This is a genomic window from Caulobacter sp. 602-1, from assembly GCF_003931565.1.
Classification (GTDB): Bacteria; Pseudomonadota; Alphaproteobacteria; order Caulobacterales; family Caulobacteraceae; genus Caulobacter.
This window is the reverse complement of the sequence record NZ_RRYI01000001.1, coordinates 669,966-696,253: the sequence shown is the minus strand read 5'-3', so window position 1 is coordinate 696,253 and position 26,288 is coordinate 669,966. Positions and strand designations below refer to the sequence as shown.

The 26,288-nt window shown below is 68.5% G+C and carries 21 protein-coding genes; 18 read left to right on the top strand and 3 right to left on the bottom strand.

What is annotated here, in order from left to right; translation table 11 throughout:
- Nucleotides 1-123 precede the first annotated feature (123 nt).
- The 6 genes from EIK80_RS03250 to EIK80_RS03225 all read left to right on the top strand — a co-directional run bounded on the left by EIK80_RS03250 (nucleotide 124) and on the right by EIK80_RS03225 (nucleotide 6,759).
- Nucleotides 124-2,025 (top strand): PAS domain-containing protein, encoded by a 1,902-nt coding sequence (locus EIK80_RS03250; protein WP_233586411.1) that lies wholly within the window; start codon nucleotides 124-126, stop codon nucleotides 2,023-2,025.
- Nucleotides 2,026-2,134: 109 nt separating this feature from the next.
- Nucleotides 2,135-2,764, top strand: coding sequence for a PepSY-associated TM helix domain-containing protein (locus EIK80_RS03245; RefSeq protein WP_158624635.1), 630 nt, complete (start codon nucleotides 2,135-2,137; stop codon nucleotides 2,762-2,764).
- A gap of 11 nt (nucleotides 2,765-2,775) precedes the next feature.
- Nucleotides 2,776-3,294, top strand: coding sequence for a DUF2271 domain-containing protein (locus EIK80_RS03240; protein WP_125155512.1), 519 nt, complete (start codon nucleotides 2,776-2,778; stop codon nucleotides 3,292-3,294).
- 8 nt (nucleotides 3,295-3,302) lie between these two features.
- The gene (locus EIK80_RS03235; RefSeq protein ID WP_125155511.1) at nucleotides 3,303-4,196 is read left to right on the top strand and encodes a DUF4198 domain-containing protein; all 894 of its coding nucleotides are present in this window, start codon (nucleotides 3,303-3,305) and stop codon (nucleotides 4,194-4,196) included.
- 83 nt (nucleotides 4,197-4,279) lie between these two features.
- Nucleotides 4,280-5,257, top strand: coding sequence for an FAD:protein FMN transferase (locus EIK80_RS03230; RefSeq protein ID WP_199743385.1), 978 nt, complete (start codon nucleotides 4,280-4,282; stop codon nucleotides 5,255-5,257).
- Nucleotides 5,257-6,759, top strand: coding sequence for a sulfite reductase flavoprotein subunit alpha (locus EIK80_RS03225; protein WP_125155509.1), 1,503 nt, complete (start codon nucleotides 5,257-5,259; stop codon nucleotides 6,757-6,759). The genes EIK80_RS03230 and EIK80_RS03225 overlap by 1 nt, the downstream gene beginning before the upstream one ends.
- Here the strand turns inward: EIK80_RS03225 and EIK80_RS03220 are convergent.
- Complete coding sequence (locus EIK80_RS03220) at nucleotides 6,756-7,268, bottom strand: molybdenum cofactor guanylyltransferase (RefSeq protein ID WP_125155508.1); 513 nt, start codon at nucleotides 7,266-7,268, stop codon at nucleotides 6,756-6,758. The genes EIK80_RS03225 and EIK80_RS03220 overlap by 4 nt on opposite strands.
- A gap of 87 nt (nucleotides 7,269-7,355) precedes the next feature.
- On the opposite strand from EIK80_RS03220, the gene EIK80_RS03215 reads away from it, so the two are divergent.
- The 10 genes from EIK80_RS03215 to EIK80_RS03170 all read left to right on the top strand — a co-directional run bounded on the left by EIK80_RS03215 (nucleotide 7,356) and on the right by EIK80_RS03170 (nucleotide 19,285).
- On the top strand, nucleotides 7,356-8,411 hold the full coding sequence (locus EIK80_RS03215) for a LacI family DNA-binding transcriptional regulator (RefSeq protein WP_125155507.1): 1,056 nt from the start codon (nucleotides 7,356-7,358) through the stop codon (nucleotides 8,409-8,411).
- A gap of 162 nt (nucleotides 8,412-8,573) precedes the next feature.
- Nucleotides 8,574-9,728, top strand: coding sequence for a fumarylacetoacetate hydrolase family protein (locus EIK80_RS03210; protein ID WP_125155506.1), 1,155 nt, complete (start codon nucleotides 8,574-8,576; stop codon nucleotides 9,726-9,728).
- 16 nt (nucleotides 9,729-9,744) lie between these two features.
- Nucleotides 9,745-11,181: an aldehyde dehydrogenase family protein gene (locus tag EIK80_RS03205; RefSeq protein WP_125155505.1), complete on the top strand. Its 1,437-nt coding sequence runs from the start codon at nucleotides 9,745-9,747 to the stop codon at nucleotides 11,179-11,181.
- 5 nt (nucleotides 11,182-11,186) lie between these two features.
- Nucleotides 11,187-11,936 carry a D-xylose 1-dehydrogenase gene (xylB, locus tag EIK80_RS03200; protein WP_125155504.1) on the top strand — a complete coding sequence of 250 codons (750 nt, stop codon included), beginning with the start codon at nucleotides 11,187-11,189 and terminating at the stop codon, nucleotides 11,934-11,936.
- Nucleotides 11,937-12,029: 93 nt separating this feature from the next.
- The gene (locus tag EIK80_RS03195) at nucleotides 12,030-12,896 is read left to right on the top strand and encodes an SMP-30/gluconolactonase/LRE family protein (protein WP_125155503.1); all 867 of its coding nucleotides are present in this window, start codon (nucleotides 12,030-12,032) and stop codon (nucleotides 12,894-12,896) included.
- A complete protein-coding gene (gene xylD, locus EIK80_RS03190; protein ID WP_125155502.1) occupies nucleotides 12,889-14,664 on the top strand; it encodes a xylonate dehydratase XylD in 1,776 nt (591 codons plus the stop codon). Before EIK80_RS03195 ends, xylD begins: the two co-directional genes overlap by 8 nt.
- Before the next feature lie 304 nt (nucleotides 14,665-14,968).
- Nucleotides 14,969-15,187 carry a hypothetical protein gene (locus EIK80_RS03185; RefSeq protein ID WP_125155501.1) on the top strand — a complete coding sequence of 73 codons (219 nt, stop codon included), beginning with the start codon at nucleotides 14,969-14,971 and terminating at the stop codon, nucleotides 15,185-15,187.
- A complete protein-coding gene (locus EIK80_RS03180; protein ID WP_125155500.1) occupies nucleotides 15,184-15,777 on the top strand; it encodes a GNAT family N-acetyltransferase in 594 nt (197 codons plus the stop codon). The genes EIK80_RS03185 and EIK80_RS03180 overlap by 4 nt, the downstream gene beginning before the upstream one ends.
- A gap of 266 nt (nucleotides 15,778-16,043) precedes the next feature.
- Nucleotides 16,044-17,480 carry a sugar porter family MFS transporter gene (locus EIK80_RS03175; RefSeq protein WP_125155499.1) on the top strand — a complete coding sequence of 479 codons (1,437 nt, stop codon included), beginning with the start codon at nucleotides 16,044-16,046 and terminating at the stop codon, nucleotides 17,478-17,480.
- Between the two features lie 179 nt (nucleotides 17,481-17,659).
- Nucleotides 17,660-19,285, top strand: a complete 1,626-nt coding sequence (locus EIK80_RS03170; protein WP_125155498.1) for a family 43 glycosylhydrolase — start codon at nucleotides 17,660-17,662, stop codon at nucleotides 19,283-19,285.
- Between the two features lie 19 nt (nucleotides 19,286-19,304).
- On the opposite strand, the gene EIK80_RS03165 is transcribed toward EIK80_RS03170, so the two are convergent.
- Entirely contained in the window at nucleotides 19,305-20,987 is a 1,683-nt protein-coding gene (locus EIK80_RS03165; protein WP_125155497.1) for a hypothetical protein, read from the bottom strand.
- Between the two features lie 148 nt (nucleotides 20,988-21,135).
- The gene (locus EIK80_RS03160; protein WP_125155496.1) at nucleotides 21,136-21,732 is read right to left on the bottom strand and encodes a TetR/AcrR family transcriptional regulator; all 597 of its coding nucleotides are present in this window, start codon (nucleotides 21,730-21,732) and stop codon (nucleotides 21,136-21,138) included.
- A 201-nt stretch (nucleotides 21,733-21,933) separates the two neighbouring features.
- Between EIK80_RS03160 and EIK80_RS03155 the strand changes: the two genes are divergently transcribed.
- Both EIK80_RS03155 and EIK80_RS03150 read left to right on the top strand, forming a co-directional pair.
- On the top strand, nucleotides 21,934-23,106 hold the full coding sequence (locus tag EIK80_RS03155; RefSeq protein ID WP_125155495.1) for an efflux RND transporter periplasmic adaptor subunit: 1,173 nt from the start codon (nucleotides 21,934-21,936) through the stop codon (nucleotides 23,104-23,106).
- Between the two features lie 12 nt (nucleotides 23,107-23,118).
- Nucleotides 23,119-26,286 (top strand): efflux RND transporter permease subunit, encoded by a 3,168-nt coding sequence (locus tag EIK80_RS03150; protein WP_125155494.1) that lies wholly within the window; start codon nucleotides 23,119-23,121, stop codon nucleotides 26,284-26,286.
- Nucleotides 26,287-26,288: the final 2 nt, after the last annotated feature.

The window sequence follows — 26,288 nt, the reverse complement described above, 5'->3', positions numbered from 1 at the left end:
GTGAGGCTTGGCCCCTTCGACAGGATTGAGCGTCCGCGTATGTCTCGAGACGACCAAGGCCAGCCCCCCTGTTCGCCGCTGACCAAGGCGCCGGGGGAAAGGCGCGCCGTCTTCTCCAGCGCGATGGCTGACGCCGTCCCGATCCTGATCAGCTATGTCGACCGCGAGCAGCGCTATCGCTTCGTCAACCGCGCCTACGAGCGCTGGTTCGGGGTCGACCGCTCGCAGATCGAGGGCAAGACCCTGGCCGAGGTCCTGGGTCCGGAAGCCTATGACTTGGTGCGGGATCACGCGGCCCGCGCCCTGGCCGGCGAGAGCGTCACCTTCGAGGCCGAACACAACTACCAAGGCGCTGGCGCCCGCCACATCGAGGCCCAGTACGTTCCCGATATCGCCCGCGACGGCGAGATTCCCGGCTACTACGTCCTGGTCAACGACATCACCGACCGCAGGAAGACCGCCGCCGAACTTGAACGGATGCTGGCCGGCGAGCGGCGCCGCGGCGCCCTGCTGGATCTCGGCCAGAAGCTGCGCGACGAGGCCGATCCCATCGTCATCGCCCAGACCGCGGCGCGGATGCTGACCGAGCAGTTCGGCGTCGCCCGGGCCGGCTATGCGGAGATGGATCTCGTCAACGATCTGGCCGACATCGTCGCCGACGACGGCGGGACCGATCGCGGCGTCGCGCGGTTGAGCGGACAGCGGATCCACCTCGAGGACTTCGGCCCCCTGATGAGCGCCGACATGCGCGCGGGACGCGTGGTCGCGGTGGGCGACGTGGCCCTGGACGATCGCACCAACGCCACGGACGCCCTGGAGGCCTATGCCGCCCTCGGCGTGCGGGCCTTCATGACCATCTCGCTGATCAAGGCCGGACGGCTGTCGGCCTATCTGTTCCTGGCGCACGATGAACCGCGCGCCTTTTCAAGCGACGAGATCGCCTTCGTCGCCGACGTGGCCGAACTGATCTGGATTTCCAGCGAGCGAGCCCGCTCGGACCTGGCCCTTAAGCGCGCCGTCGAGACCGAGCGCCTGTTGATCCGCGAGGTCGACCATCGCGCCAAGAACGTCCTGGCCGTGGTCCAGTCCCTGGCCCAGCTGACCCCGTTTCATAGCAAGGAACAGTATGTCGAGGCGCTGTCGGGCCGCATCGGCTCGCTGGCCCGCGCCCATAGCCTGCTGTCGAACGCCCGCTGGAGCGGCGTTGACCTGCACGACCTGCTGCGGCTGGAGCTGGACCCCTATCGCTGCGCGGATGGCGTTGGGGGCGAAGAGCAACTGGTCATCGAGGGCCCGCCGGTCCTGATCGACGCCCAGGGCGCCCAGTCCCTGGCCCTGGTGCTGCACGAGCTGGCCACCAACGCGTCGAAGTACGGCGCCCTGGCCCGGCCGGAGGGTCGGCTGTCGGTGACCTGGCGCTGGGATGGAGACGGCGCGCTGCGCCTCGTCTGGCGCGAGGAAGCCGGCGCGCGGGTCACCCCGCCCCAACGGCGCGGCTTCGGCTCGACCCTGATCGAGAGCGCGGTGAAACAGGCCGCCGCCCGCGTGACCCTGGACTGGCGCCCCGAGGGCCTGGAGGTCCGACTCGACATCCTGACCGGCGTCCAGGCCCGCGCGGCCGAGAGCATTCCGGCCTATCGTCCCGGGCTGGCGACCGACGACAGCCCGGCCCTGCGCGACCAGCGCGTGCTGGTGGTCGAGGACGAGGCCGTCGTCGCCATGGAGCTTGCCCGCGTCCTGACCGCCGCCGGCGCCAAGGTCGTCGGCCCGGCCGGCACGATCGAGGAGGCCCTGGGCCTGCTGGACGACGGCCAGCCGATCGACCGGGCCCTGCTGGACGTCAATCTGGGCGGCCGCCTGATCACACCGGTGGCGGCGGCCCTGACCAACCGGCGCATCCCTTTCGTCTATCTGACGGGCTACCAGGAGCCCGATGTCGACGACGGTCCCGTTCTGAGAAAGCCGGTGGCGGCGAGCACCCTGTTGGGCGCCCTCGCCCGCGGCGCGGCGGCGCCGGCGCGGTAAGGGTTCCGCTTTCTTTGGCCGTGGGCCGCCCCGGCGAGTCTTGTGGCTTGAAATTGCAATTCGTTCTCAAGTAAGGACGAGCCTCCATCGCCAGGTTCGTCAGAACGCCGTGAAATCCGCCGCCGATCAGCATCGTCGATCCTTCTGGCTGAAGCAGTTGCATCAGTGGCATTGGATCAGCGCGGCCCTGTCGCTGATCGGCATGCTGCTGTTCGCGATCACCGGCCTCACCCTGAACCACGCCGGCCAGATCGAGGCCAAGCCCGTGGTGGTGTCCCGCAAGGCCACCCTGCCGCCCGACCTGCTGGCCCTGCTGGCCAAGGGTCCCGAAGAGGGCAAGCGGCCCCTGCCCGTCGCGCTCGAGCCCTTTCTCGACAGGGCCGTCGGCGCCGAGGTGGCGGGGCGTGAGGGCGAGTGGTCGGCCGACGAGGTCTATGTCGCCCTGGCCCGGCCGGGCGGCGACGCCTGGGTCTCGATCGACCGCGAGACCGGCGCCGTCGAGCACGAGAAAACCACGCGCGGCGCGATCTCGCTGCTCAACGACCTGCACAAGGGCCGCAATTCCGGCAAGGCCTGGAGCTGGTTCATCGACATCTTCGCCCTGGCCTGCGTGATCTTCACGGTCACCGGCCTGATCCTGCTGCAGTTCCACGCCCGCGCCCGGCCTCTGACCTGGCCGCTGGTCGGGCTGGGCCTGGTCGTCCCCGTCATTCTCGTCATCCTATTCGTCCACCTTTAGAGGCAGACCCCGTGAAGCGTTCGATCTCACTCCTGACTTTCGCTGGCGCCGCCGCTGGCGCTGCGCCGACCCTGGCCGCGGACTTGAACGTCACCGTCGAGGTGCCGAAGCTGACGGTCGCCGAGTACCATAAGCCCTACGTCTCGATCTGGATCGAGAACCCGGCCGACAGCACCGCCGCCGGCACCCTGGCCGTCTGGTACGACGCCGACAACCGCGAGGACAAAGGCGCCAAGTGGCTGAAGGACATGCGCCAATGGTGGCGCAAAGCCGGCCGCGAAATGAGCTTCCCGACCGACGGCGTCAGCGGCGCGACGCGCGCGCCAGGGCCGCAGAAGCTGGTCTTCGCCGGCTCCAAGGGCGCCCTGAAGGACCTCAAGCCCGGCGCCTACAACCTGGTCGTCGAAGCCGCCCGCGAGGTCGGCGGCCACGAGGCCGTCCGCGTGCCGTTCGTCTGGGGCAAGCCCGGCAAGCCCGCCACGGTCAAGGGTTCCTCGGAACTCGGCGCCGTCACCGTTTCCGTGAAGTGAGAAAAGCCATGACCTTCAAGAAGCGCCTGCTGGCCGCCGCAGCCTACCTGCTTGTTGGCGGCGTGGCCGCCCTCGCCCTGCCGATGACCGCCTCGGCCCACCGGGGCTGGATCGTACCGTCGGCCACCGTGCTGTCGGGCGACGTCTGGGTGACGTTCGACGCGGCCATCTCCAACGAGCTGTTCTATCCCGACCATAACGCCATGCGCCTGGACGGTCTGGTCGTCACCGCGCCCGACGGCGCGATCGACAAGATCCAGAACGGCGCGACGGGCAAGTACCGTTCGACCTTCGACGTGGCCCTGACCAAGCCGGGCACCTGGAAGATCGGCTCGGCCAGCCAGAGCGTGATGGCCAGCTACACCGAGAACGGCGAGGTCAAGCGCTTCCGCGGCTCGCCCGAGGACTTCGCCAAGCAGGTCCCCGCCGGCGCCGCCGACCTGAAGACCATCAAGAGCTTCAACCGCAACGAGGCCTTCGTCACCCGCGACAAGCCGACGACCGAGGTGTTCAAGCCGACCGGCAAGGGTCTCGAACTCGCGCCGATCACCCACCCCAACGACCTGGTCGCCGGCGAGCCCGCCAGCTTCAAGTTCCTGATCGACGGCAAGCCCGCCGCCGATCTCGAAGTGACCATCGCCGAAGGCGGCTCGCGCTACAGCCCGCGTCCTGACGTCAAGCTGAAGACCGGCCCCGACGGCGTCCTGAAGTTCACCCTGCCGGAAGCCGGCATGTACTGGATCAACGCCACGGTCCGCACCGGCGCCATGCCGGGTCGCGGTCCGGGCCCGGGCGGCCCCGGTGGTGGAATGGGCGGCGGCCAGCAAGGCCCGGCCACGCCGCTGGCCGGCGACGGCTACAGCGCCAGCTACACCGCCACGATCGAAGCCCAACGGCCGTAAGATCGACTGCTGAATGCTCCCTTCCCCCATCAAGGGGGAAGGGTTCGATCTGAATGGCCATGCCCCGCGTCCTTATCCCCGCCATGACCACGCCGCCCGCCCGCCCCGTCGGCGGGACCGTTCGCGCGTTCGGCGGCGCGACCATGGGGACGACATGGTCGGTCAAGGCCGTGCTGCCGGCCACCACCGACCTCCTTGCCCTCGAGGCGATGGTCCAGCGCGCCCTCGATACGGTCGTCGCCGAGATGAGCCCTTGGGAGCCGCTGTCGGACCTCTCTCGCTACAACCGCGCCGCGCCCGGGACCTGGACCCAACTGCCCGCCGCGATGGCCGCCGTCCTGCGCCGAGCTATTGAAGTGGCGGAACGGTCGCACGGCGCCTTCGACCCGACCCTGGGGGCCCTGACCGAACTCTGGGGCTTCGGCCCGCGCCCGTTTTCGGGGGCGCCGCCGCCGGCCGGCGACATCATGCCGCTGCGTGACGCCATGGGCTGGACACGCCTGACGCTGGACGGCGACGCCCTGTTGCAGCCCGGCGGCGTTCGTCTCGACCTCAACGGCATCGCCAAGGGCTTCGGGGTCGACCAGGCCGCCACCGCCCTCGATCGGGCCGGCGTGAAGAGCTACCTCGTCGAGGTCGGCGGCGAGTTGCGCGGCGTCGGCGCCAAGCCTGACGGCCAGCCCTGGTGGGTCGAGCTGGAGAGGCCGCCGCCAAAGGGCCTGGCCGCCAATGACGCCGAGAAGACCGTCGTCGCTCTGCACGATCTCTCCGTCGCCACCTCGGGCGACTATCGCCGGTTCTTCGACCACGACGGCCGCCGCTACGCCCACACCCTGGACCCGGCCACCGGCGCGCCGACCACCCACGCGACCGTCAGCGTCACGGTGCTGGCCAAGGACTGCATGAGCGCCGACGCCTGGGCCACAGCCCTGACGGTCATGTCCCCCGACGCCGCCCTGGCTTTCGCCGCCGAGCACGACCTCGCGGCCCTGATCGTCAGCGGACGCAGCGACGGGCTGGAAGAGCGCCTCTCGCCGGCCCTACGAGCGATGCTGGACTGATGGTCGACTTCTCCGCCTTCCCGCCCGAAACGCGGCGGTTGATCGAGGCCGGCGCCGTGGCTGGCATCTACGCCCTGTTCTGCGCCGGGATCGCCTTGCGCGAGGGCCTGCGCCGCGCCGCCACGCGCCAGGCCGCCGACGCCCTGTCGCAGGGCCCGGGCGAACCCGTTCTGGTCGCCTTCGCCAGCCAGACCGGCTTCGGCGAGGAACTGGCCAACGCCACCGCACGGGCCCTGGCCGCGGCTGGCGCGCCCGTCACCTTGCGCGACTTGGCGAACGTCACCGCCGCCGACCTGACCGGCCGCGCCCTGTTCATCGTCAGCACCACCGGCGAGGGCGACGCCCCCGACCCGGCCCGCGCCTTCATCCGCGACGTGATGAAGGACGGCATCGACCTGTCCAGCCTGCGCTACGGCGTGCTGGCCTTGGGGGACTCGACCTACGCCGCGTTCTGCGCGTTCGGCCGCGAGCTCGACGCCTGGCTGTCACGGTCCGGCGCCGCGCCGCTGTTCGACCGGGTCGACGTCGACGACGGCGATCCGGCCGCCCTGCGCCATTGGCAAGGGCAGCTGAGCCTGCTGACCGGCGTCACCGACGCGCCCGACTGGAGCCGTCCGGCCTACGGTCGCTGGACCCTTGCCGAGAGGACCTTGCTCAATCCCGGCAGCCCCGGCGGCGAGGCCTGGCACGTCCGCCTCGCCCCAACAGACGGCGCGACCTGGGAAGCCGGCGACATCCTGGAGATCGGCCCGCGCAACAACCCCGCCGAAGTCGCCGCGCTCGGTCTTCCTCCGGAAACAGCCAACACCCTGTCGGGCCTGCGCCTGCCGCACGAGCCCGCCGCGATCGAGGCCCTGCGCGGTCTCTCGGCCGAAGCTCTGGCAGAGCGCCTGACGCCGCTGCCGCACCGCGAATACTCGATCGCGTCCTTGCCCTCTGATGGCGGAGTCGAGCTGATCGTCCGCCTGACGCCCCGCGCCGACGGCGCTCCAGGCCTGGGCTCGGGCTGGTTGTGCCGCTTCGCCGAGGTCGGCGGGATGATCGACGCCCGCGTGCGAACCAACCGGAGCTTCCACGCCCCGGAAGCTTCGCGCCCACTCATCCTGATCGGCTCGGGAACAGGCCTGGCCGGGCTGCGCGCTCACCTGAAGGCCCGCGCGGCCCTGGGCGTCCGCTGGAACTGGCTGGTCTTCGGCGAACGGACGGCCGCCCACGATTATTTCCACCGCGAGGAGATCGAGGGCTGGCGGGACTCGGGCCTTCTGGACCGCGTCGACCTGGCCTTCTCGCGCGACCAGGCCGACCGCGTCTATGTCCAGCACCGCCTGCGCGCGGCGGCCGACGTGTTGCGCCGCTGGGTCGCCAACGGCGCGGCCATCTATGTCTGCGGATCGCTGGAGGGGATGTCGCGCGACGTCCACGCGGCCCTGGTCGAGGTGCTGGGCGCCGAGACGCTGGAGCGGCTGACCGACAAGGGGCGGTATCGGCGGGACGTGTACTAGCGCTTGAGCAGGCTGGCCCGCTCCTCCGGCGTATTCGCCCCGCGCAGCCGGTCCCTCGCCGCCTCGGGAACCGGCAGCGCCATCAGCCCCGCTCGCTCCACGAACCGCCGCAGCGGCCACCCGGCCTCGGCGTCGCCCGGGATCGCGCCCGCCTCGACCACCATCGGAACCGGCAGACCCTCGTAATAGCCGCCGCCCATCAGCAGCGGCGCAAGGTCGTCGGCCGTCACGGTCGGCGCATCCACCGCCAGCACCAGCAGCCGCGCCGTTCCCAGCGCCCGCGCCCCGGCCAGCACCCCGCCGACCGGGCCCGCGAACGCCTCGTCGTCGGCGACCCACGGCAGGCCCAGATCCGCTCCCGCCGTCACCAGCGCCTCCGCGCCGACCGCCTTGGCCAAGGCCGCCACCCGGTCCACCGCCCGCGCGCCGTCCCAATCGAGCAAGGCCTTGTCGCGTCCCATTCGCCGGGACGCGCCGCCGCACAGTATGATCGCGCCGAATTTGGTCATGCCCGCGTCTTAGCAGGATTTGGCGCCGGTCTTCCAAGCTGTGCCCGAAGCGGTCTAGTGTCCGCCGCGCAAAGGGACGAAGTAAGAATGAGCCAGCCTGTCGAGCGTCAGCGTCGTCGGACGACCCAGAGCGCCACCATCCGCGACGTGGCCGCCCGGGCGGGCGTTTCGCCGATGACCGTCTCGCGCGTCATCAACCGCGAGAGCACCGTCAAGGACGAGACCCGCGCCCTGGTCGAACAGGCCATCGCCGACCTCAACTACGCGCCCAACCCCGCCGCCCGCAGCCTGGCCGGCAGCGCGCCCTTCCGCATCGGCCTGCTCTACGACAACCCCTCGACCGGCTATCTGTCGGAGTTCCTGGTCGGAGCCCTGGACGAGAGCAGCCGCACCGGCGCCCAGATCGTCATCGAGAAATGCGCCGAACCGGAGCTGGCCGGCGCCACCCTGGCCCGCCTGCTGAAGACCGGCGTCGACGGTTTGATCCTGCCGCCGCCGCTGTGCGAGTCGCCCGAGGTGCTGGCCGAGATCCGCGCCGCCGGCGCCGCCGCCGTGGCCGTCGCCCCGGGCACGGCCAGCGCCGACATGGCCACCATCCGCATCGACAACGAGGCCGCCGCCTACGAGCTGACCCAGCACCTGATCAGCCTGGGCCACAAGCGCTTCGGCTTCATCAAGGGCCACCCGAACCAGACGGTCAGCCAGCAGCGCCTGGACGGGTTCATGGCCGCCCTGAAGGCCGCCGGCGTCCCCATGGAGGACATCCGGGTCGAGCAGGGCTACTTCACCTATCGCTCGGGCCTGGACGCCGCCGAACGGCTGCTGGCCGCCGAGCCGCGCCCGACCGCGATCTTCGCCGCCAACGACGACATGGCCGCCGCCGCCGAGGGCCTGGCGCACAGGCTGGGCCTGGACGTGCCGGGCGACGTCTCGATCGTCGGCTTCGACGACACCTCGATCGCCGACAACATCTGGCCGGCCCTGACCACCGTCCACCAGCCGATCGCCGCCATGGCCCGCGCCGCCGTCGATCTGGTCCTGGAAGAAATCCGCCGCAAGCGCGACGGCAGCGGCGAGCCAAGGCAGCTGATGCATCCTCACACCCTGATCGTGCGGGATTCCAGCGGGCCCGTGGCGCGGTAGATCACCCTTCCCCGCCAGCGCCCTCGGCGCGGAACACGGCGTTTAGCGGATTGGTCTGACAAGTCGCTTGCGAGTTAGACATGTTAGCGCTACCAAGATCCTGATGAACGAGCGCCGCCGTGTCGGCAGCTTCCAGACGCTCGAACTTGGGGAGACGACGCCGTGGGCGTGAGTGAATTCCTTCCGGAAGACTGGGAAAGCGCGACCTTGCTGGGCCGCATCGACTTCGGCGATGGCCCGACGCCCGTGCTGGTGCGCGGCGGTCGCGTCGAGGACGTCTCAAAGATCGCCCCGACCGTCGCCGACCTGATGAACGCCTATCCGCCCGGCTCCGAAATCCCGCGCGGCGAGGACAAGGGTCCGCTGGAAGCCCTCGACATCCGCCCCATCTGGGAAGACCCCGAAGGCGCGGCGGCCGTGAAGCTGCTCGCCCCCGTCGATCTGCAGTGCCTGAAGGCCGCCGGCGTGACCTTCGCCGTCTCGACCCTGGAGCGGGTGATCGAGGAACGCGCGCGCGGCGACGCCGCCGCCGCCCTGAAGATCCGCGAACAGCTCTCGGCCAGCATGGGCGGCGATCTGAAGAGCGTGAACCCGGGCTCGGAAGGCGCCGAGCGCCTGAAGCAGACCCTGATCAAGGACGGCCTGTGGTCTCAGTATCTCGAGGTCGCCATCGGCCCCGACGCCGAGATCTTCACCAAGGGCCCGACCCTGTCGTCGATGGGCTGGGGCGACCATGTCGGCGTCCGCTACGACAGCCACTGGAACAACCCCGAGCCGGAGGTCGTGCTGCTGTGCGACGGTTCGGGCCAGATCCGTGGCGCGTCGCTAGGCAACGACGTCAACCTGCGCGACTTCGAAGGCCGCTCGGCCCTGCTGCTCAGCAAGGCCAAGGACAACAACGCCTCGTGCGCCATCGGTCCGTTCTTCCGCCTGTTCGACGACACCTTCGCCCTGGACGACGTCCGCTCGGCCGAGGTCGAGCTGAAGATCACCGGCCGCGACAACTTCGTGCTCGACGGCAAGTCGAACATGAGCCTCATCAGCCGCGACCCCGCCGTGCTGGCCGGCCAGGCGTTTGGCAAGCAGCACCAGTATCCGGACGGCTTTGCCTTGTTCCTGGGCACCATGTTCGCGCCGATCCAGGATCGCGACACGCCAGGCCAGGGCTTCACCCACAAGGTCGGCGACCGGGTGCGCGTCTCGACGCCGAAACTGGGCGTGCTCGAGAACGAGGTCACCACCTGCGACAAGGCCAAGCCGTGGACGTTCGGCATCTCGGCCCTGATCCGCAACCTGGCCGGCCGCGGCCTGCTCTAATCGAAGGACCATCGGCATGACCGACACCCTGCGCCACTACATTGGCGGCGAACGCGTCGCGGCCGACGCCCCGGCCGAAAGCCTGAACCCGTCCAACACCAACGACGTCGTCGCCAAGGTGCCGATGGGCGGCCAGGCCGAGGTCGACGCCGCCGTCGACGCGGCCAAGAAAGCCTTCCCGTCCTGGTCGGAAGCCTCGCCGGAAGTCCGCTCGGACCTGCTGGACAAGGTCGGCTCGACCATCATCGCCCGCAGCGCCGACATCGGCCGCCTGCTGGCCCGCGAGGAAGGCAAGACGGTCGCCGAAGGGATCGGCGAGACCGTCCGCGCCGGCCGCATCTTCAAGTATTTCGCCGGCGAGGCCCTGCGTCGCCACGGCCAGAACCTGGAGAGCACCCGTCCGGGCGTCGAGGTGCAGACCTACCGCCAGGCCGTCGGCGTGTTCGGCCTGGTCACCCCCTGGAACTTCCCGATCGCCATCCCGGCCTGGAAGGCGGCGCCAGCCCTGGCCTTCGGCAACACCGTGGTGATCAAGCCGGCAGGCCCGACCCCGGCCACCGCCAACGTGCTGGCCGATATCATGATGGAATGCGGCGCGCCGGCCGGCGTGTTCAACATGCTGTTCGGTCGCGGATCGATGGGCGACGCCCTGGTCAAGCACAAGGACGTCGACGGCGTCTCTTTCACCGGCTCGCAGGGCGTGGGCGCCCAGGTCGCCGCCGCAGCCGTCGCCCGCCAGGCCCGCGTGCAGCTGGAGATGGGCGGCAAGAACCCGCTGATCATCCTGGACGACGCCGATCTGGAACGCGCCGTCGCCATCGCCCTGGACGGTTCGTTCTACGCCACCGGCCAGCGCTGCACCGCCAGCTCGCGCCTGATCGTCCAGGACGGCATCCACGACAGGTTCGTGGCCCTGCTGGCCGAGAAGGTCGCCGCCCTGCGCGTCGGCGACGCTCTGGACCCCAGCACCCAGATCGGCCCGGCCGTCTCCGAAGACCAGATGGAGACGTCGTACAAGTACATCGACATCGCCAAGGGCGAAGGCGGCCGCCTAGTCACCGGCGGCGATCGCCTGAAGCTCGACAATCCGGGCTGGTACGTGCAGCCGACCCTGATCGCCGACACCCAGGCCGGCATGCGGATCAACAACGAGGAGGTCTTCGGCCCCGTCGCCTCGACCATCCGCGTCGGGTCGTACGAGGAGGCCCTGGAGATCGCCAACGGCGTCGAGTTCGGCCTGTCGGCCGGCATCGCCACGACCTCGCTGAAATACGCCCGCCACTTCCAGCGTCACGCCAAGGCCGGCATGACCATGGTCAATCTGGCCACGGCCGGCGTCGACTATCACGTGCCGTTCGGCGGCACGAAGAGCAGCTCGTACGGCGCGCGCGAACAGGGCTTCGCCGCCGTCGAGTTCTTCACCCAGACCAAAACCTCCTACTCGTGGTCCTAAGCAGCATGTCCTCCGCCATCTATCCCAGCCTGAAGGGCAAGCGCGTCGTCATCACCGGCGGCGGCTCGGGCATCGGGGCCGGCCTCGTCGCCGGCTTCGTGCGCCAAGGCGCGGAGGTGATCTTCCTCGACATCGTCGACGCGGATTCCACCGCCCTGGTCGCGCAACTGTCCGAGGGCGCGGCCATCGCGCCGGTCTACAAGCGCTGCGACCTGATGGACCTGGCCGCCCTGAAGGCGACCTTCGCCGAGATCGGCGACGTCGACGTGCTGGTCAACAACGCCGGCAACGACGACCGCCATACCCTGGCCGACCTGACGCCGGAATACTGGGACAACCGCATCGGCGTGAACCTGCGCCACATGGTGTTCGCGGCCCAGGCGGTCGCGCCCGGCATGGCCAAGCGCGGCGGCGGGGCGATCATCAACTTCGGCTCGATCAGCTGGCACCTGGGCCTGGAGGATCTGGTCCTCTACGAAACCGCCAAGGCGGGCATCGAGGGCATGACCCGCGCCCTGGCCCGCGAGCTGGGCCCCGACGACATCCGCGTCACCTGCGTGGTGCCGGGCAACGTCAAGACCAAGCGCCAGGAGAAGTGGTATACGCCGGAAGGCGAGGCCGAGATCGTCAAGGCTCAGTGCCTGAAGGGCCGCATCGCGCCGGAGAACGTCGCCTCGCTGGTGCTGTTCCTGGCTTCGGACGACGCCTCGCTCTGCACCGGTCACGAATACTGGATCGACGCGGGCTGGCGTTAACCGGGATTGGCCCGTTCGACGAAAGGAGGACTTCCCTGAAAGCCCTCCCCGCCTTATCGAACGGCCAACACCGGTTCTACGGAGACTTCGAGTATGAGCGCCGCCACCTGCGTCTGGGATCTGAAGGCCACTCTGGGCGAGGGTCCCATCTGGACCGGCAATGCGCTATGGTTCGTGGACATCAAGGGCCACAAGGTTCACCGCTACAGCCCCGCCAGCGGCGAGGGCCTGGTGGTCAACACGTCCGAGCCGGTGACCTTCCTGGCGCCGCTGGCCGGCGGCGGCGGCTTCGTGGCCGGCCTGAAGTCGGGCCTGCACAGGTTCCACGTCGCGACCGGCTTCCAGCGCTTCCTCGAGATCGAGGATGCGGCGCTGAACAACCGCCCCAACGACGCCACGGTCGACACCAAGGGCCGCCTGTGGTTCGGCACCATGCACGACGGCGAAACCGACAAGACCGGCTCGCTCTACCGCATGGACGCCCACGGCGTCGCGCGGATGGAGAAAAACATCTGCATCACCAACGGCCCGTGCGTCTCGCCCGACGGCAAGACCTTCTACCACACCGACACCCTGGAAAAGACGATCTGGGCCTATGACCTCTCCGAGGACGGCCTGCTGTCGAACAAGCGCGTCTTCGTGCAGATCGCCGTCGGCGACGACGTCTATCCGGACGGCTCGGTGGTCGATTCCGAGGGCTATCTGTGGACCGCCCTGTGGGGCGGCTTCGGCGCCATCCGCTTCGCCCCGACGGGCGAGGCCGTGGCCCGCATCGAGCTGCCCGCGCCCAACGTCACCAAGCCCTGCTTCGGCGGGCCTGACCTCAAGACCCTGTTCTTCACCACCGCTCGCAAGGACCTGAGCGACGAGACCCTGGCCCAGTATCCGCTGGCCGGGGGTCTGTTCGCCGTGCAGGTCGATGTCGCGGGTCAGCCGCAATACGAGGTACGCCTTGTCTAACCGTACGCCCCGCCGGTTCCGGTCCCGCGATTGGTTCGATAATCCCGACCACATCGACATGACGGCGCTCTATCTGGAGCGCTTCATGAACTACGGGATCACGCCGGAGGAGCTGCGCAGCGGCAAGCCGATCATCGGCATCGCCCAGACCGGCAGCGACATCTCGCCGTGCAACCGCATCCACCTGGATCTGGTGACGCGGGTGCGCGACGGGATTCGCGACGCCGGCGGCATCCCCATGGAGTTTCCGGTCCACCCGATCTTCGAGAACTGCCGTCGACCGACGGCGGCGCTGGACCGGAACCTCTCCTATCTGGGCCTCGTCGAGACCCTGCACGGCTATCCGATCGACGCCGTGGTCCTGACCACCGGCTGCGACAAGACCACGCCCGCCGGCATCATGGCCGCCACCACGGTGAACATCCCGGCCATCGTGCTGTCGGGCGGCCCCATGCTGGACGGCTGGCACGAGAACGAGCTGGTCGGCTCGGGCACGGTGATCTGGCGCTCGCGCCGCAAGCTGGCGGCCGGCGAGATCACCGAGGAAGAGTTCATCGACCGCGCCGCCTCGTCGGCGCCGTCGGCCGGTCACTGCAACACCATGGGCACGGCCTCGACCATGAACGCCGTCGCCGAGGCCCTGGGTCTGTCCCTGACCGGCTGCGCCGCCATCCCGGCCCCCTACCGCGAGCGCGGCCAGATGGCCTACAAGACCGGCCAGCGGATCGTCGACCTGGCGTATGAAGACGTCAAACCGCTCGACATTCTCACGAAGAAGGCCTTCGAGAACGCCATCGCCCTGGTGGCGGCGGCCGGCGGCTCGACCAACGCCCAGCCGCACATCGCGGCCATGGCCCGTCACGCGGGCCTGGAAATCACCGCCGACGACTGGCGCGCGGCCTACGACATCCCGCTGATCGTCAACATGCAGCCGGCCGGCAAGTATCTGGGCGAGCGCTTCCACCGGGCCGGCGGCGCCCCCGCCGTGCTGTGGGAGCTGCTGCAACAGGGCCGTCTGCACGGCGACGTTCTGACGGTCACCGGCAAGACCATGGCCGAAAACCTCGAGGGCCGCGAAACCAGCGACCGCGAGGTGATATTCCCCTACGCCGAGCCGCTGGCGCAGAAGGCCGGCTTCCTGGTGCTGAAGGGCAACCTGTTCGACTTCGCCATCATGAAGTCCAGCGTCATCGGCGCCGACTTCCGCAAGCGCTACCTGAGCCAGCCGGGCCAGGAGGATATCTTCGAAGCCCGCGCCATCGTGTTCGACGGCTCGGACGACTATCACGCCCGGATCAACGACCCGGCCCTGGGGATCGACGAGCACTGCATCCTCGTCATCCGCGGCGCCGGGCCGATCGGCTGGCCCGGCTCGGCCGAGGTCGTGAACATGCAGCCGCCGGATCACCTGCTGAAGAAGGGGATCATGTCCCTGCCGACGCTGGGCGACGGCCGCCAGTCAGGCACCGCCGACAGCCCCTCGATCCTCAACGCCTCGCCGGAAAGCGCCATCGGCGGCGGTCTGTCGTGGCTGCGCACCGGCGACACCATCCGCATCGACCTCAATACCGGCCGCTGCGACGCCCTGGTGGACGAGGCGACCATCGCCGAGCGCCGGAAGGAAGGCATTCCGGCCGTCCCGGCGACCATGACCCCCTGGCAGGAAATCTACCGCGCCCACACGGGCCAGCTGGAGACCGGCGGGGTGCTGGAGTTCGCCGTCAAGTACCAGGACCTGGCGTCCAAGCTGCCCCGGCATAACCACTAGAACCAAGAAGCCCCGGAGCGATCCGGGGCTTTTTTCTTGTCCTCGCGGCCCGCGGACGACCGCCGCCCGCCTCGCCGCGAAGGGGGGCTTCAGGCCAGCGCCACGGCGGGCCGAGGCGCAATAGCGCCCTTTTGGTGAGCGACCGCGACGCACTCGCAGCCAAGTAAACCTGCTTGACCATCCAAATGGAGATTAAGAAAGTCCTAAAAAATCTGCAGTCAATTGTAAAATTCTCTTCTAGGTTGAAACTCAAAACGAGGTTATGGTCGCGTTACCGGGGGCATAATTTTCAAGTGCGGACAGCATGTTATCGTTGAGCCGAGCCCTGGATGAACGCAAGGAATCGCCGACCCTGGTGGTCGTGACGAGTGCGTTCCAGCTCGCCCTGGTGGTGCTGGTCTGGCTGCTGTTTCTCATCCCCGCCGCCATCGCGGCCTTAACTGTCCTGACGGTCAAAACCGTGCGCGCCGCCCTAAATCGGCCCGCCGTGTCCTCGCCGCCAATCGAGGAGGACAAGTCATGAGCATTCGCGCCGCCCAGACTCCGGACCTCGGCCCCCTGGCCCGCTTGTGGTGGCAGGGCTGGCGGGACGCCCATCTGCCGCTGGTCCCCAAGGCCCTCGCAAACCGACGAACATTGGACAGCTTCATCGTCCGGATGGCCTTGGCCCTGCCCCACGTCCGCGCTGTCGGGCCGGTCGGCGCGCCGCTAGGCTTCCATCTGATCAAGGAGAACGAGCTGAACCAGCTCTATGTCGAGGAAGAGTCTCGCGGCGCCGGCATCGCCGCCTTGCTGATGGCCGACGCCGAGGACCGCCTGCTGGAGGCCGGGGTCAAGACGCCGTGGCTGGCCTGCGCCATCGGCAACACCCGCGCCGCGCGCTTCTACCAGAAGGCCGGCTGGGTCCTGACCCGGACCGAGACCATTCCGACCGAGATTCCCGGCGGCTGGTACCCTCTGAAGATCTGGCGCTACGAGAAGCGGCTGAGCGCCCGGCCCTGGACCTGGCTTGAGATCGAACAACTCGGGCCGCGCCTCTCTCCCGCCGAGCCCGGCGGCCAGGCGGAGGATCGCAGGGCGCATCTTTTCCGCGCGCCGCGGACGATCATGTAGCGCCGCCGTCCAGCCCTGCCGCCGGACGCCAGATTTCCATTCCGCCTTGTCCGCCCTCGCGCGTCCTACGAAACGGACGTCGCGGAAACCCCTGCGCCTCTGCTATCGAAGAGGCGCAGGGGTGAGTCCCGCGCACGAGCATGAGGTCGTCAGAACCACCGCTTGCGCGCTGATACCGGTAACACTAAGGTCGCCGGCAACCAAAGGTCTGACAAGGACCGCGAGGGCATCAAACGGGGCCGGTGGGCCCAACGGGGAGGAAACCTGTGGCTTCAGTATCCAACGCCGGTCCGAGCGCCGGCATGAGCGCCGATGGGCTGAAGGTCAACATGGCCTTCATCGCCGCGATCGTCGCCGTCGCCACCATTGGCGGCTTCATGTTCGGCTATGACAGCGGCGTCATCAACGGCACGCAGACCGGCCTGAAGGCCGCCTTCAACCTGACCGAGGCCGGCGAGGGCCTCAACGTGGCCGCCATCCTGCTCGGCTGCGCCTTTGGCGCCTTCGCCGCCGGCCGCCTGGCCGACGTGTGGGGCCGTCGCACGGTGATGATCATCTCGGCCCTGCTGTTCGTGGTCAGCGCCCTGGGCACCGGCGGCGCCCACACCTCGCTGGTCTTCGTGATCTTCCGCCTGATCGGCGGTCTGGGCGTTGGCGCCGCCTCGGTGCTGTGCCCGGTCTACATCTCGGAAGTCACACCGGCCAATATCCGCGGCCGCCTGTCGTCCGTGCAGCAGATCATGATCATCACCGGCCTGACCGGCGCCTTCCTGGCCAACTACGCCCTGGCCCACACCGCCGGCAGCTCGACCGCCGAGTTCTGGCTGGGCCTGCCGGCCTGGCGCTGGATGTTCTGGATGCAGGTCATCCCGGCCGGCATCTTCTTCTTCGCCCTGCTGGTGATTCCGGAAAGCCCGCGCTTCCTGGTCGCCAAGGGCAAGGACGCCCAGGCCGAAGCCATCCTCTCGCGCCTGTTCGGCCCGGGTCAGGGCGCGGCCAAGGTCGCCGAGATCCGCGCCTCGCTGGCCGCCGATCACCAGCCGAAGTTCTCGGACCTGCTGGACCCCAAGACCCGGAAGCTGCGCGCGATCCTGTGGGCCGGCCTGGTGCTGGCCGTGTTCCAGCAGCTCGTGGGCATCAACATCGTCTTCTACTACGGCTCGGTGCTGTGGCAGTCGGTGGGCTTCACCGAGGACGACAGCCTGAAGATCAACATCCTGTCGGGCGCGCTGTCGATCCTGGCCTGCCTGGCCGCCATCGCCGTCATCGACAAGATCGGCCGCAAGCCGCTGCTGCTGATCGGCTCGGCCGGCATGGCCGTGACCCTGGGCGTGATGACCTGGTGCTTCTCGACCGCCACCATGGTCAACGGCGCCCTGCACCTGGACGCCAGCGTCGGCCCGATCGCCCTGGTCGCCGCCAACCTCTATGTGATCTTCTTCAACCTCTCCTGGGGTCCGGTCATGTGGGTGATGCTGGGCGAGATGTTCCCCAACCAGATGCGCGGCTCGGCCCTGGCCGTCTGCGGCTTCGCCCAGTGGATCGCCAACTTCGCCATCTCGTTCAGCTTCCCGATCATGAAGAAGGCGAGCCTGCCCATGACCTACGGCTTCTATGCCGTCTGCGCCGTGGTCTCGTTCTTCCTGGTCCAGAAGCTGATCGACGAAACGCGCGGCAAGGAGCTGGAGGCGATGCAGGGCTAAGCCCCGCCATCACCTGAAGATACCGAAGCCCCGGAGGATCGCCTCCGGGGCTTTTTCTTTGTCGTCTCCCCCTGCGAGAACAGAAATGACACCGGTGGACAGCGTCTTTCCCAGGCCGCTAGGGTAACGGCGACGAGCGCCCTCGAGACAATGGAAGCGCCGCTCCGGGAGGAACGAACATGGTCGACATCAACCGCCGCGGCGCGCTGGGCTCGCTGCTGACCGGCGCCGGCCTCGCCGCCCTTCCGGCGACCAGCGAAGCCGCCGGCCAGTTGGGCCTCTTGCCGTCGAAGAGCGCGGCCGGCCCGACCTGGGCCAGGGGCGTCGAAGGCCAGCGCAAGGCCGACCTGGGCGACGGCGCGTTCCTCAACCCCATCCTCGCCGGCGACCACCCGGACCCGTCGATCCTGAAGGACGGCGACGACTACTACATGACCCACAGCTCGTTCGACGCCTATCCGGGTCTGCTGATCTGGCATTCCAGGGACCTGGTGAACTGGACGCCGGTCGTCACCACGCTGAAGACCAATGTCGGCTCGATCTGGGCGCCCGAGATCTGCAAGCACAAGGGCCGCTACTACATCTACCTGCCGGCCAAGCAGCCGAACAACAACACCAGCTACGTGATCTGGGCCGATCGGATCGAGGGCCCATGGTCCGAGCCGGTCGACCTGAAACTGCCGCGCTATATCGATCCCGGCCACATCGTCGACGAGCACGGCGAGCGCTGGCTGTTCCTGTCCGGCGGCGACCGCATCAGGCTGGCGCCGGACGGCCTGTCCACCGTCGGCGAGCCCGAGCACGTCTACAATCCCTGGCGCTATCCGGATGACTGGGACGTGGAGGGCTTCTCGCCCGAAGGCCCCAAGGTCATGAAGCGCGGCGACTACTTCTACCTGGTCACCGCCGTGGGCGGCACGGCCGGCCCGCCGACCGGCCACATGGTCATCGTCGCGCGCTCGAAGTCGCTGGCCGGCCCGTGGGAGGACCATCCGCGCAACCCGGTCGTCCGCACCGTCGACAACAGCGAGAAATGGTGGTCGCGCGGCCACGCCACCCTGGTCGAGGGGCCGACGCCCGGCGACTGGTGGACCGTCTATCACGGCTACGAGAACGGCTATTACACCCTGGGCCGTCAGACCCTGCTGGCCCCCGTGACCTGGACCGCCGACGGCTGGTTCGAGGTCGGCGGCGGCGATCTGTCGAAGCCCATCAAGAAGCCGAAAGGCGGCAAGCCCGGCCCGCACGGCAAGGCGCTGTCGGACGACTTCACCGCCGACAAGTACGGCGTGCAGTGGGCGTTCTTCGATCCCAAGCCCGGCGAGCAGAGCCGCATCAGTCGCGCCCATGGCGTCATGACCCTGAAGGGCGCCGGCGAGGCCCCGTCCAGCGGCGCGCCGCTGATCTTCGTCAACGGCGACCAGGCCTATGAATTCACCTGCGACATCGAAGTCGATCCCGAGACGCGCGCCGGCCTGATCCTGTTCTACGACCGCCAGCTCTATTGCGGCCTGGGCTTCGACGAGAAGACCTTCGTCACCCACCAGTACGGCATCGAGCGCGGACGACCCGCCAATCCGCATGGATCGCGGATGCTGATGAAGGTGATCAACACCCGCCACATCGTCAGCTTCCACACCAGTGGCGACGGTGGGAAGACCTGGAAACGGTTCGACCGGGGCATGGAGGTCAGCGGCTACCACCACAATGTCCGCGGCGGGTTCCTGATGCTGAAGCCGGGCCTCTACGCGGCCGGCAAGGGCTCGGCGCGGTTCCGGAACTTCCGGTACCAGGCGCTGGACTGACGCGCCGCCCCGCTCGGCCCTAGAGGCCGCTCAGAGTCTTCACGCACGCCTTCTCCTGATCTGGCGTCACCCCCTCGGGAATCGACAGGCGCTGAAAGCTGACCATCGTCTTGCCCTCGGGCTTGTAGCGCACCACCTGCTCTCGGCCCGCAGCGTCGCGGACGCGATAGGCGATCTCGACGCTCGAGTCATCCTGGGCTCCGCCCTCGCGCTTCAGCTTCTTCATGCCGTCGCGCAGACCGGCCGCGTAGGCCGGGCCGGCCGGATCAACGCCCGTGAAGACGCCCGCATTGGACGTGGCCTCAGGATCGAAGCCCAGGTTCCAGACGGGCTGCGTCACTGTTCGGACCGTCAGGCAGGCGAAGGCGTTGGCCGGCAAGGTCAGGGTCCCGCCGTGCGTATGGTAGCGATCGATCTCCGCCAGGGGCGAATGGCCCGAAACCTCCATGAATGCGGTCTCGAAATTGGTCCGTAGCAGGGTCTTGGAGTCCCTGCGATGGAGCCGCCGCATCGCGCGCATCACGTCGTCGAGGCTCTTGCCGTCTTCGCGCAGCTCGGCGTCGAACAGCGCCGCGCTCAGCGCGCCACGCTTGTAGGCGATCTCTTCAAGACCGCGATCCCGCCAATAGTCTTTGGCCATGGCCTGAATGTCGGCGTTGCGCGATGGCGAGACGCCATAGCCCAGCAGATCCTCGTTCCACGCCTGCGCGTAGTCGGCCAGGCTGTAGACCCCGGCGCGCAGCAGCAGGCGGCGCGCATAGAAGTCGGTGAATCCTTCCGAGAGCCAAGCGCTGCGCCGCTGCCGGCTTTGCAGGCCTAGTTGGTCCGCGTTCCAGGTGTGGAAATATTCGTGGGCGAGCAGCCGGCGCAGGTCCGCCAGCGGCAGGTCGGTCCCGACCCACAAGGCGAACGCGTCGCCGCGTCCCGTACCGCTGTAGCTGGCGATGAACCGCATCTCCAGCGGCGCCAGCGTGACAAGGAATGGCGTAGCCCCGTCGGCCCAGAACGCGCGCTCGGCCTGGATCACCCGGAAGGCCATCGCGGAGAACGCCTTATCGTCATAGTCCTCGAAAGTTCCCAGCGCTGCGAACCGCAGGCCGGCGTCAGCACCCGTTCCCTCGGTGATCCGTAGCCGCGGCGAACCGATCATGATGCTGTCCAGCATGTCGCCGACCGCGCCATGGCGGGCCGCCAACTGCTGGAGGTCCGAAGCAAAACGGAAGCCCGACGCTTTGTCGTTCCAGACGAAGGTCGCCGGCGTGTCGTAGCGCCCCTCGGGATAGGCGAAGACCAATTCTCCGACCGTGTAGAACCAGTCGGGCAGGATGATCGGCTTGGTCTGGGTCTCGTCCTGAGTGGTCGGCGCCTTGTCGTAGCCCGAACGGATCTGGTAGCGGGCGTGAAGCGCGGCGCCGGGCGTCGCGCGGATCGCGGCCCCGCCCTCGGGCCTGGGCGTGACAGACCTGGCGCCGGTGATCTCCAGGCCTTCGGCGAAGCGGCCAGGCCGGGTGTCGCCCTGGAAGCTGTCGATGAACTTCAGGACCGTCAGTCCGTCCTCGTCGCCCCTGAAGTCGATATCGACCGCCAGGGCCGTCAGCGCGCCGTTCTCGACGACCGGCGACAGGGCGTAGCGGATGGGCTCGGCCTTCGCCGCGGCCCCGAGCAGGAGCGCAACCAGCACCCCGACGGACAAACGCCTCACGCCCCGACTCCGACAACCTCAGATCGCGCTTAGCCTAGCGAACGACCGAAGGCCCAGCTAGTCGCCCGACACCGCGTGTCGGCCACGACCAGCATCATCGGTGCGAGGATGACCGTCGGGCCCGGGACACGGCGCTGGGAGTTTCGGCTTACCCCAGCAGGTGGCGCACGGTCGAGCGCAGGACGTCGGCCAGGGCCTCGCGGTCGAGATCCGGGTGGTTGACGCCGCGCATCAGCAGGCCGTCGAAGATCATGCCGACCACCTCGCAGCGGGCCTGGAACTCGGCCTCGCTCCACTCTGGCTTGCGATCGCGCCCCATCATGGTCTGGGCCAGGGCCCGCTCCTGATCGTCGGCGGCGCGGACGATGGCGGCGACCTTGGGATTGCGGGCGGCCTCGGCCACCACTTCCAGGGCCAGCGTCGCGCGGCGCGGATCGAAGCACTTGTCGATGCCCTCGGGCAGGTGCGCCTCGATGGCGTCCAGCAGGGCGCCCGGCCGACTCTCAATCTCGGCGAACTTGTCGCGCATCTCGGCCAGGTCCTGGGCGACGATGGCGGCGATGATCGCCTCCTTGTTCTCGAAATAGCGGTAGATCTGCCCGACGCTCAGCCCGGCCGCCTTGGCGATGTCCGCCATGCTGGCGCCGTGGAAGCCCGACTGCCTCACGCGCTCGCACGCCGCGTCCAGAATCTGCTGGCGACGCGATTCCGGCGACGGTCGGCTCGGATGCGTCTCGTCAGACATCGAAGGTTTCACTTGGGAAATTCCCGCTTGGCATTACATTTCCGCTAGGTCAGGCGACGGCATTGGGTGCGAAGGTTGACTTGCGACACTACCGCACCTATGTCCAGCCCACTTGAGAATGAACGTTCATTCTCAAATTGTTCATCATGCCGGTTTCGTCAAGGGCAATAGCCCGCGAAGCCACCGCATCCGGGGTCAAATATGCAATTCCAACGCTCGGCCGTGATCACGGCCGCGGGGCTCTCCGCCGTCGCTCTCACCCTCGCCGCCTGCGGTCAGGGCAAGGGAGGCGCTGGCGGCATGGGCATGGGCGGTCCGACCGAGGTCGGCTACGTCGTCGCCCAGACCCAGCCGGTCGGCCTGACCACCGAACTGTCGGGCCGCACCTCGGCCTTCCTGGTCTCGGAAGTGCGCCCGCAGGTGGGCGGCGTCATCAAGGCGCGTCTGTTCACCGAGGGCTCGACCGTCCGCGCCGGCCAGTCGCTCTACCAGATCGACCCGGCGACCTATCAGGCCAGCGTCAACAGCGCCGCCGCCGCCCTGGCCCAGGCCCAGGCGACCGCCACGGCCGCCAGGCTGAAGGCCGACCGCTACAAGGGTCTGGTCGAGACCGGCGCGGTGTCCAAGCAGGACAATGACGACGCCCAGGCCGCCGCCCTGCAGACGGCCGCCGCCGTCGCCGTGCAGAAGGCCGCGCTGGACAACGCCCGCATCAACCTGAACTACACCCGCGTCGTGGCCCCGATCTCGGGCCGGATCGGCAAGAGCTCGGTGACGCCGGGCGCGCTGGTCACCGCCAGCCAGGCCACCCCGCTGGCCACGGTCCAGGACCTGTCGAAGATCTATGTCGACCTGACCCAGACCTCGGCCGAGCTGCTCAAGCTCCAGCAGCAGTTCGCCAGCGGCAAGGTCGGCCGCACCAATTCCGCCCAGGTCACCCTGACGCTGGAAGACGGCTCGACCTATCCGATCCCGGGCCGCCTGGAGTTCTCGGACATCACGGTCGACCCAGGCACCGGTTCGGTCACCCTGCGCGCCATCTTCCCGAACCCGAACGGCCAGCTGCTGCCCGGCATGTACGTCCGCGCGGCCCTGAGCCAGGGCGTGGCCCCGACGGGCATCCTGATCCCGCAGGCGGCCGTCCAGCGCGATCCGAAGGGCGCCGCCATGGTCAGCCTGGTCGGCGCCAAGGGCGCCGAGCCGCGCCCGGTCACCCTGGGCCAGACGGTCGGCGACAAGTGGCTGGTCACCAGCGGCCTGAACCCGGGCGACAAGGTCATCACCGAGGGCCTGCAGAAGCTGCGCCCCGGCGCGCCGATCAAGCCCGTTCCGGCCGGCAGCAAGCCCGCCGCCCCGCAGCAAGCCCAACACTAAGGCGGGCCCCAGATGCTTTCGCGTTTCTTCATCGACAGACCCATCTTCGCGTGGGTCATCGCCATCGTGATCATGCTGGCCGGGGCGCTCGCCATCCGGACCCTGCCGATCGCGCAATATCCCGAAATCGCCCTGCCCCAGGTCGCGGTCTCGGCCATCTATCCGGGCGCCTCCGCCAAGACGGTGGAAGACAGCGTCACCCAGGTCATCGAACAGAAGATGAAGGGCCTCGATGGCCTGGACTACATGTCCTCGACCAGCGACAGCTCCGGCGCGGCCACGGTCACCCTGACCTTCAAGGCCGGCACCGACATCGACATCGCCCAGGTGCAGGTCCAGAACAAGCTGCAGACCGCCACCGCGCTGCTGCCGCAGGAAGTGCAGCAGCAGGGCCTGACGGTCGCCAAGTCGGCCCGTAACTTCATGATGGTCGTCGGCCTCTATTCCGAGAATCCGAAGACCACCAACACCGACCTGGCCGACTATCTGGCCTCGAACATCCAGGATCCGCTGAGCCGCGTCGACGGCGTCGGCGACCTGCAGCTGTTCGGCGCCCAGTACGCCATGCGAATCTGGCTGGATCCGCAAAAGCTGGCCAGCTTCAGCCTGACCCCCGCCGACGTGGCCGCCGCGATCCGCGCCCAGAACGCCCAGGTCTCGGCCGGCCAGCTGGGCGGCGCGCCGAACCTGCCGGGCACGGGCCTGAACGCCACCATCACCGCCCAATCGCGCCTGCAGACGCCGGAAGAGTTCCGCCAGATCATCGTCAAGAACACCACCGGCGGCGCCACCGTTCGCCTGTCCGACGTGGCCCGCGTCGAGCTGGGCGCCGAGAACTACACCTCGGTCGCCAAGTTCAACGGCCACCCGGCCGCCGGCCTGGCCATCAAATTGGCCCCCGGCGCCAACGCTCTGGACACCGCCGCGGCCGTGAAGGCTCGGATGGCCCAGCTCGAGAAGAATTTCCCGGCCGGCTACAAGTACGTCGTCCCCTATGACTCGACGCCGTTCGTGAAGCTGTCGATCGAGGAAGTGGTCAAGACGCTGATCGAAGCCATCGTGCTGGTCTTCATCGTCATGTTCCTGTTCCTGCAGAACTGGCGCGCCACCCTGATCCCGACGATCGCCGTGCCCGTCGTCCTGCTCGGCACCTTCGGCGTGCTGGCGGCCTTCGGCTATTCGATCAACACCCTGACCATGTTCGGCCTGGTGCTGGCCATCGGCTTGCTGGTCGACGACGCCATCGTCGTGGTCGAGAATGTCGAGCGCGTGATGTCCGAGGAGGGCCTCAGCCCCGTCGAGGCCACCCGCAAATCGATGCAGGAGATCACCGGCGCCCTGATCGGCATCGCCCTGGTGCTGGCCGCGGTGTTCGTGCCCATGGCCTTCTTCGGCGGCTCGCAGGGCGTGATCTACCGTCAGTTCTCCATCACCATCGTCAGCGCGATGGGCCTGTCGGTGATCGTGGCCCTGATCCTGACGCCGGCGCTCTGCGCCACCCTGCTGAAGCCGGTCAAGGCCGGCCACCACGACGAAAAGACCGGCTTCTTCGGCTGGTTCAATCGCAGCTTCAACGACCTGTCCGGTCGCTACCAGGGCTCGGTCCGGGGCATCCTGGGCAAGAGCGGCCGCTGGATGGCGGTCTACGCCGCCATCATCATCGCCATGGGTCTGCTGTTCATCCGCCTGCCCAGCGCCTTCCTGCCGGAAGAGGACCAGGGGATCATGATCACCCTCGTCCAGCTCCCGGCCGGCGCGCCCGAGCAGAAGACCCTGGCGGTGCTGGACACGGTGCGTAACCACTTCCTGCAGGACGAAAAGGACGCCGTGCAGTCGGTGTTCACCGTCTCGGGCTTCAGCTTCAGCGGCGCGGGCCAGAACGCCGGCCTCGCCTTCGTCCGCCTGAAGGACTTCGAGCACCGCAAGGCCGCCAAGCTCAAGGCCCAGGCCGTCGCCGGCCGCGCCATGGGCGCCTTCAGCCAGATCCGCGACGCCATGGTGTTCGCGGTGATCCCGCCGGCCGTGCCGGAACTCGGCACCTCGTCGGGCTTCGACTTCCAGCTGCAGGACATCGGCGGCGTCGGTCACGAGACGCTGATGAACGCCCGCAACCAGATGCTGGGCATGGCGGCGCAGGATCCGAACCTGGCGGGCGTGCGCCCGAACGGTCAGGACGACACCCCGCAGCTCAAGATCACCGTGGACCAGGCCAAGGCCGGGGCCATGGGCCTGACAACCGCCGACATCAACAGCGCGCTCAGCGCGGCCTGGGGCGGGAGCTACGTGAACGACTTCATGGACCGCGGTCGCGTGAAGAAGGTCTATATCCAGGCCGACGCCCCCTACCGCATGACGCCGGAGGACCTGAACCGCTGGTACGTCCGCAACGACCAGGGCCAGATGGTGCCGTTCCCAGCCTTCGCCACGGCCAGCTGGACCTACGGTTCGCCGCGCCTGGAACGCTATAACGGCCTGTCGTCGATGAACATCCAGGGCGCTCCGGCCCCCGGCAAGAGCTCGGGCCAGGCCATGGCCGCCATGGAGAAGCTGGCCAGCCAGCTGCCCCAGGGCATCGGCTTCGAATGGACCGGGCTGTCGGCTCAGGAACGCGAGTCCGGCAACCAGGCTCCGGCCCTCTACGGCATCTCGATCCTGGTGGTGTTCCTGCTGCTGGCCGCCCTCTATGAGAGCTGGTCGATCCCGCTGGCCGTCATCATGGTGGTGCCGCTCGGCATCGTCGGCGCCCTGCTGGCGACCTTCGCCCGCGGTCTCAGCAACGACATCTACTTCCAGGTCGGCCTGCTGACGACCATGGGTCTGGCGTCCAAGAACGCCATCCTGATCGTCGAGTTCGCCAAGGACCTCTACGAGAAGGGCATGGGCCTGGTTGAGGCGACGCTGGAGGCGGTCCGCATCCGTCTGCGCCCGATCATCATGACCTCGCTGGCCTTCGTCTTCGGCGTCCTGCCGCTGGCGATCTCCAACGGGGCCGGCTCCGGGGCCCAGCACGCCATCGGCACCGGCGTGATCGGCGGCATGATCTCGGCCACTCTCCTGGCAATCTTCTTCGTCCCGCTGTTCTTCGTGGTCGTCGAGAAGGTCTTCAAACCCAAGCACAAAGGCCATGACGAGGCCGTCGCCGAGCACGGCGGCGAGATCTCGTCGACGGAGGCCCACTGATC

Coding starts and splice junctions, on each gene's coding strand:
- EIK80_RS03250 (WP_233586411.1), top strand. CDS start 124: ATGGCTGACGCCGTCCCGATCCTGATCAGCTATGTCGACCGCGAGCAG.
- EIK80_RS03235 (WP_125155511.1), top strand. CDS start 3,303: ATGACCTTCAAGAAGCGCCTGCTGGCCGCCGCAGCCTACCTGCTTGTT.
- EIK80_RS03230 (WP_199743385.1), top strand. CDS start 4,280: ATGACCACGCCGCCCGCCCGCCCCGTCGGCGGGACCGTTCGCGCGTTC.
- EIK80_RS03225 (WP_125155509.1), top strand. CDS start 5,257: ATGGTCGACTTCTCCGCCTTCCCGCCCGAAACGCGGCGGTTGATCGAG.
- EIK80_RS03220 (WP_125155508.1), bottom strand. CDS start 7,268: ATGACCAAATTCGGCGCGATCATACTGTGCGGCGGCGCGTCCCGGCGA.
- EIK80_RS03215 (WP_125155507.1), top strand. CDS start 7,356: ATGAGCCAGCCTGTCGAGCGTCAGCGTCGTCGGACGACCCAGAGCGCC.
- EIK80_RS03205 (WP_125155505.1), top strand. CDS start 9,745: ATGACCGACACCCTGCGCCACTACATTGGCGGCGAACGCGTCGCGGCC.
- xylB (WP_125155504.1), top strand. CDS start 11,187: ATGTCCTCCGCCATCTATCCCAGCCTGAAGGGCAAGCGCGTCGTCATC.
- EIK80_RS03195 (WP_125155503.1), top strand. CDS start 12,030: ATGAGCGCCGCCACCTGCGTCTGGGATCTGAAGGCCACTCTGGGCGAG.
- EIK80_RS03185 (WP_125155501.1), top strand. CDS start 14,969: ATGTTATCGTTGAGCCGAGCCCTGGATGAACGCAAGGAATCGCCGACC.
- EIK80_RS03180 (WP_125155500.1), top strand. CDS start 15,184: ATGAGCATTCGCGCCGCCCAGACTCCGGACCTCGGCCCCCTGGCCCGC.
- EIK80_RS03170 (WP_125155498.1), top strand. CDS start 17,660: ATGGTCGACATCAACCGCCGCGGCGCGCTGGGCTCGCTGCTGACCGGC.
- EIK80_RS03160 (WP_125155496.1), bottom strand. CDS start 21,732: ATGTCTGACGAGACGCATCCGAGCCGACCGTCGCCGGAATCGCGTCGC.
- EIK80_RS03155 (WP_125155495.1), top strand. CDS start 21,934: ATGCAATTCCAACGCTCGGCCGTGATCACGGCCGCGGGGCTCTCCGCC.
- EIK80_RS03150 (WP_125155494.1), top strand. CDS start 23,119: ATGCTTTCGCGTTTCTTCATCGACAGACCCATCTTCGCGTGGGTCATC.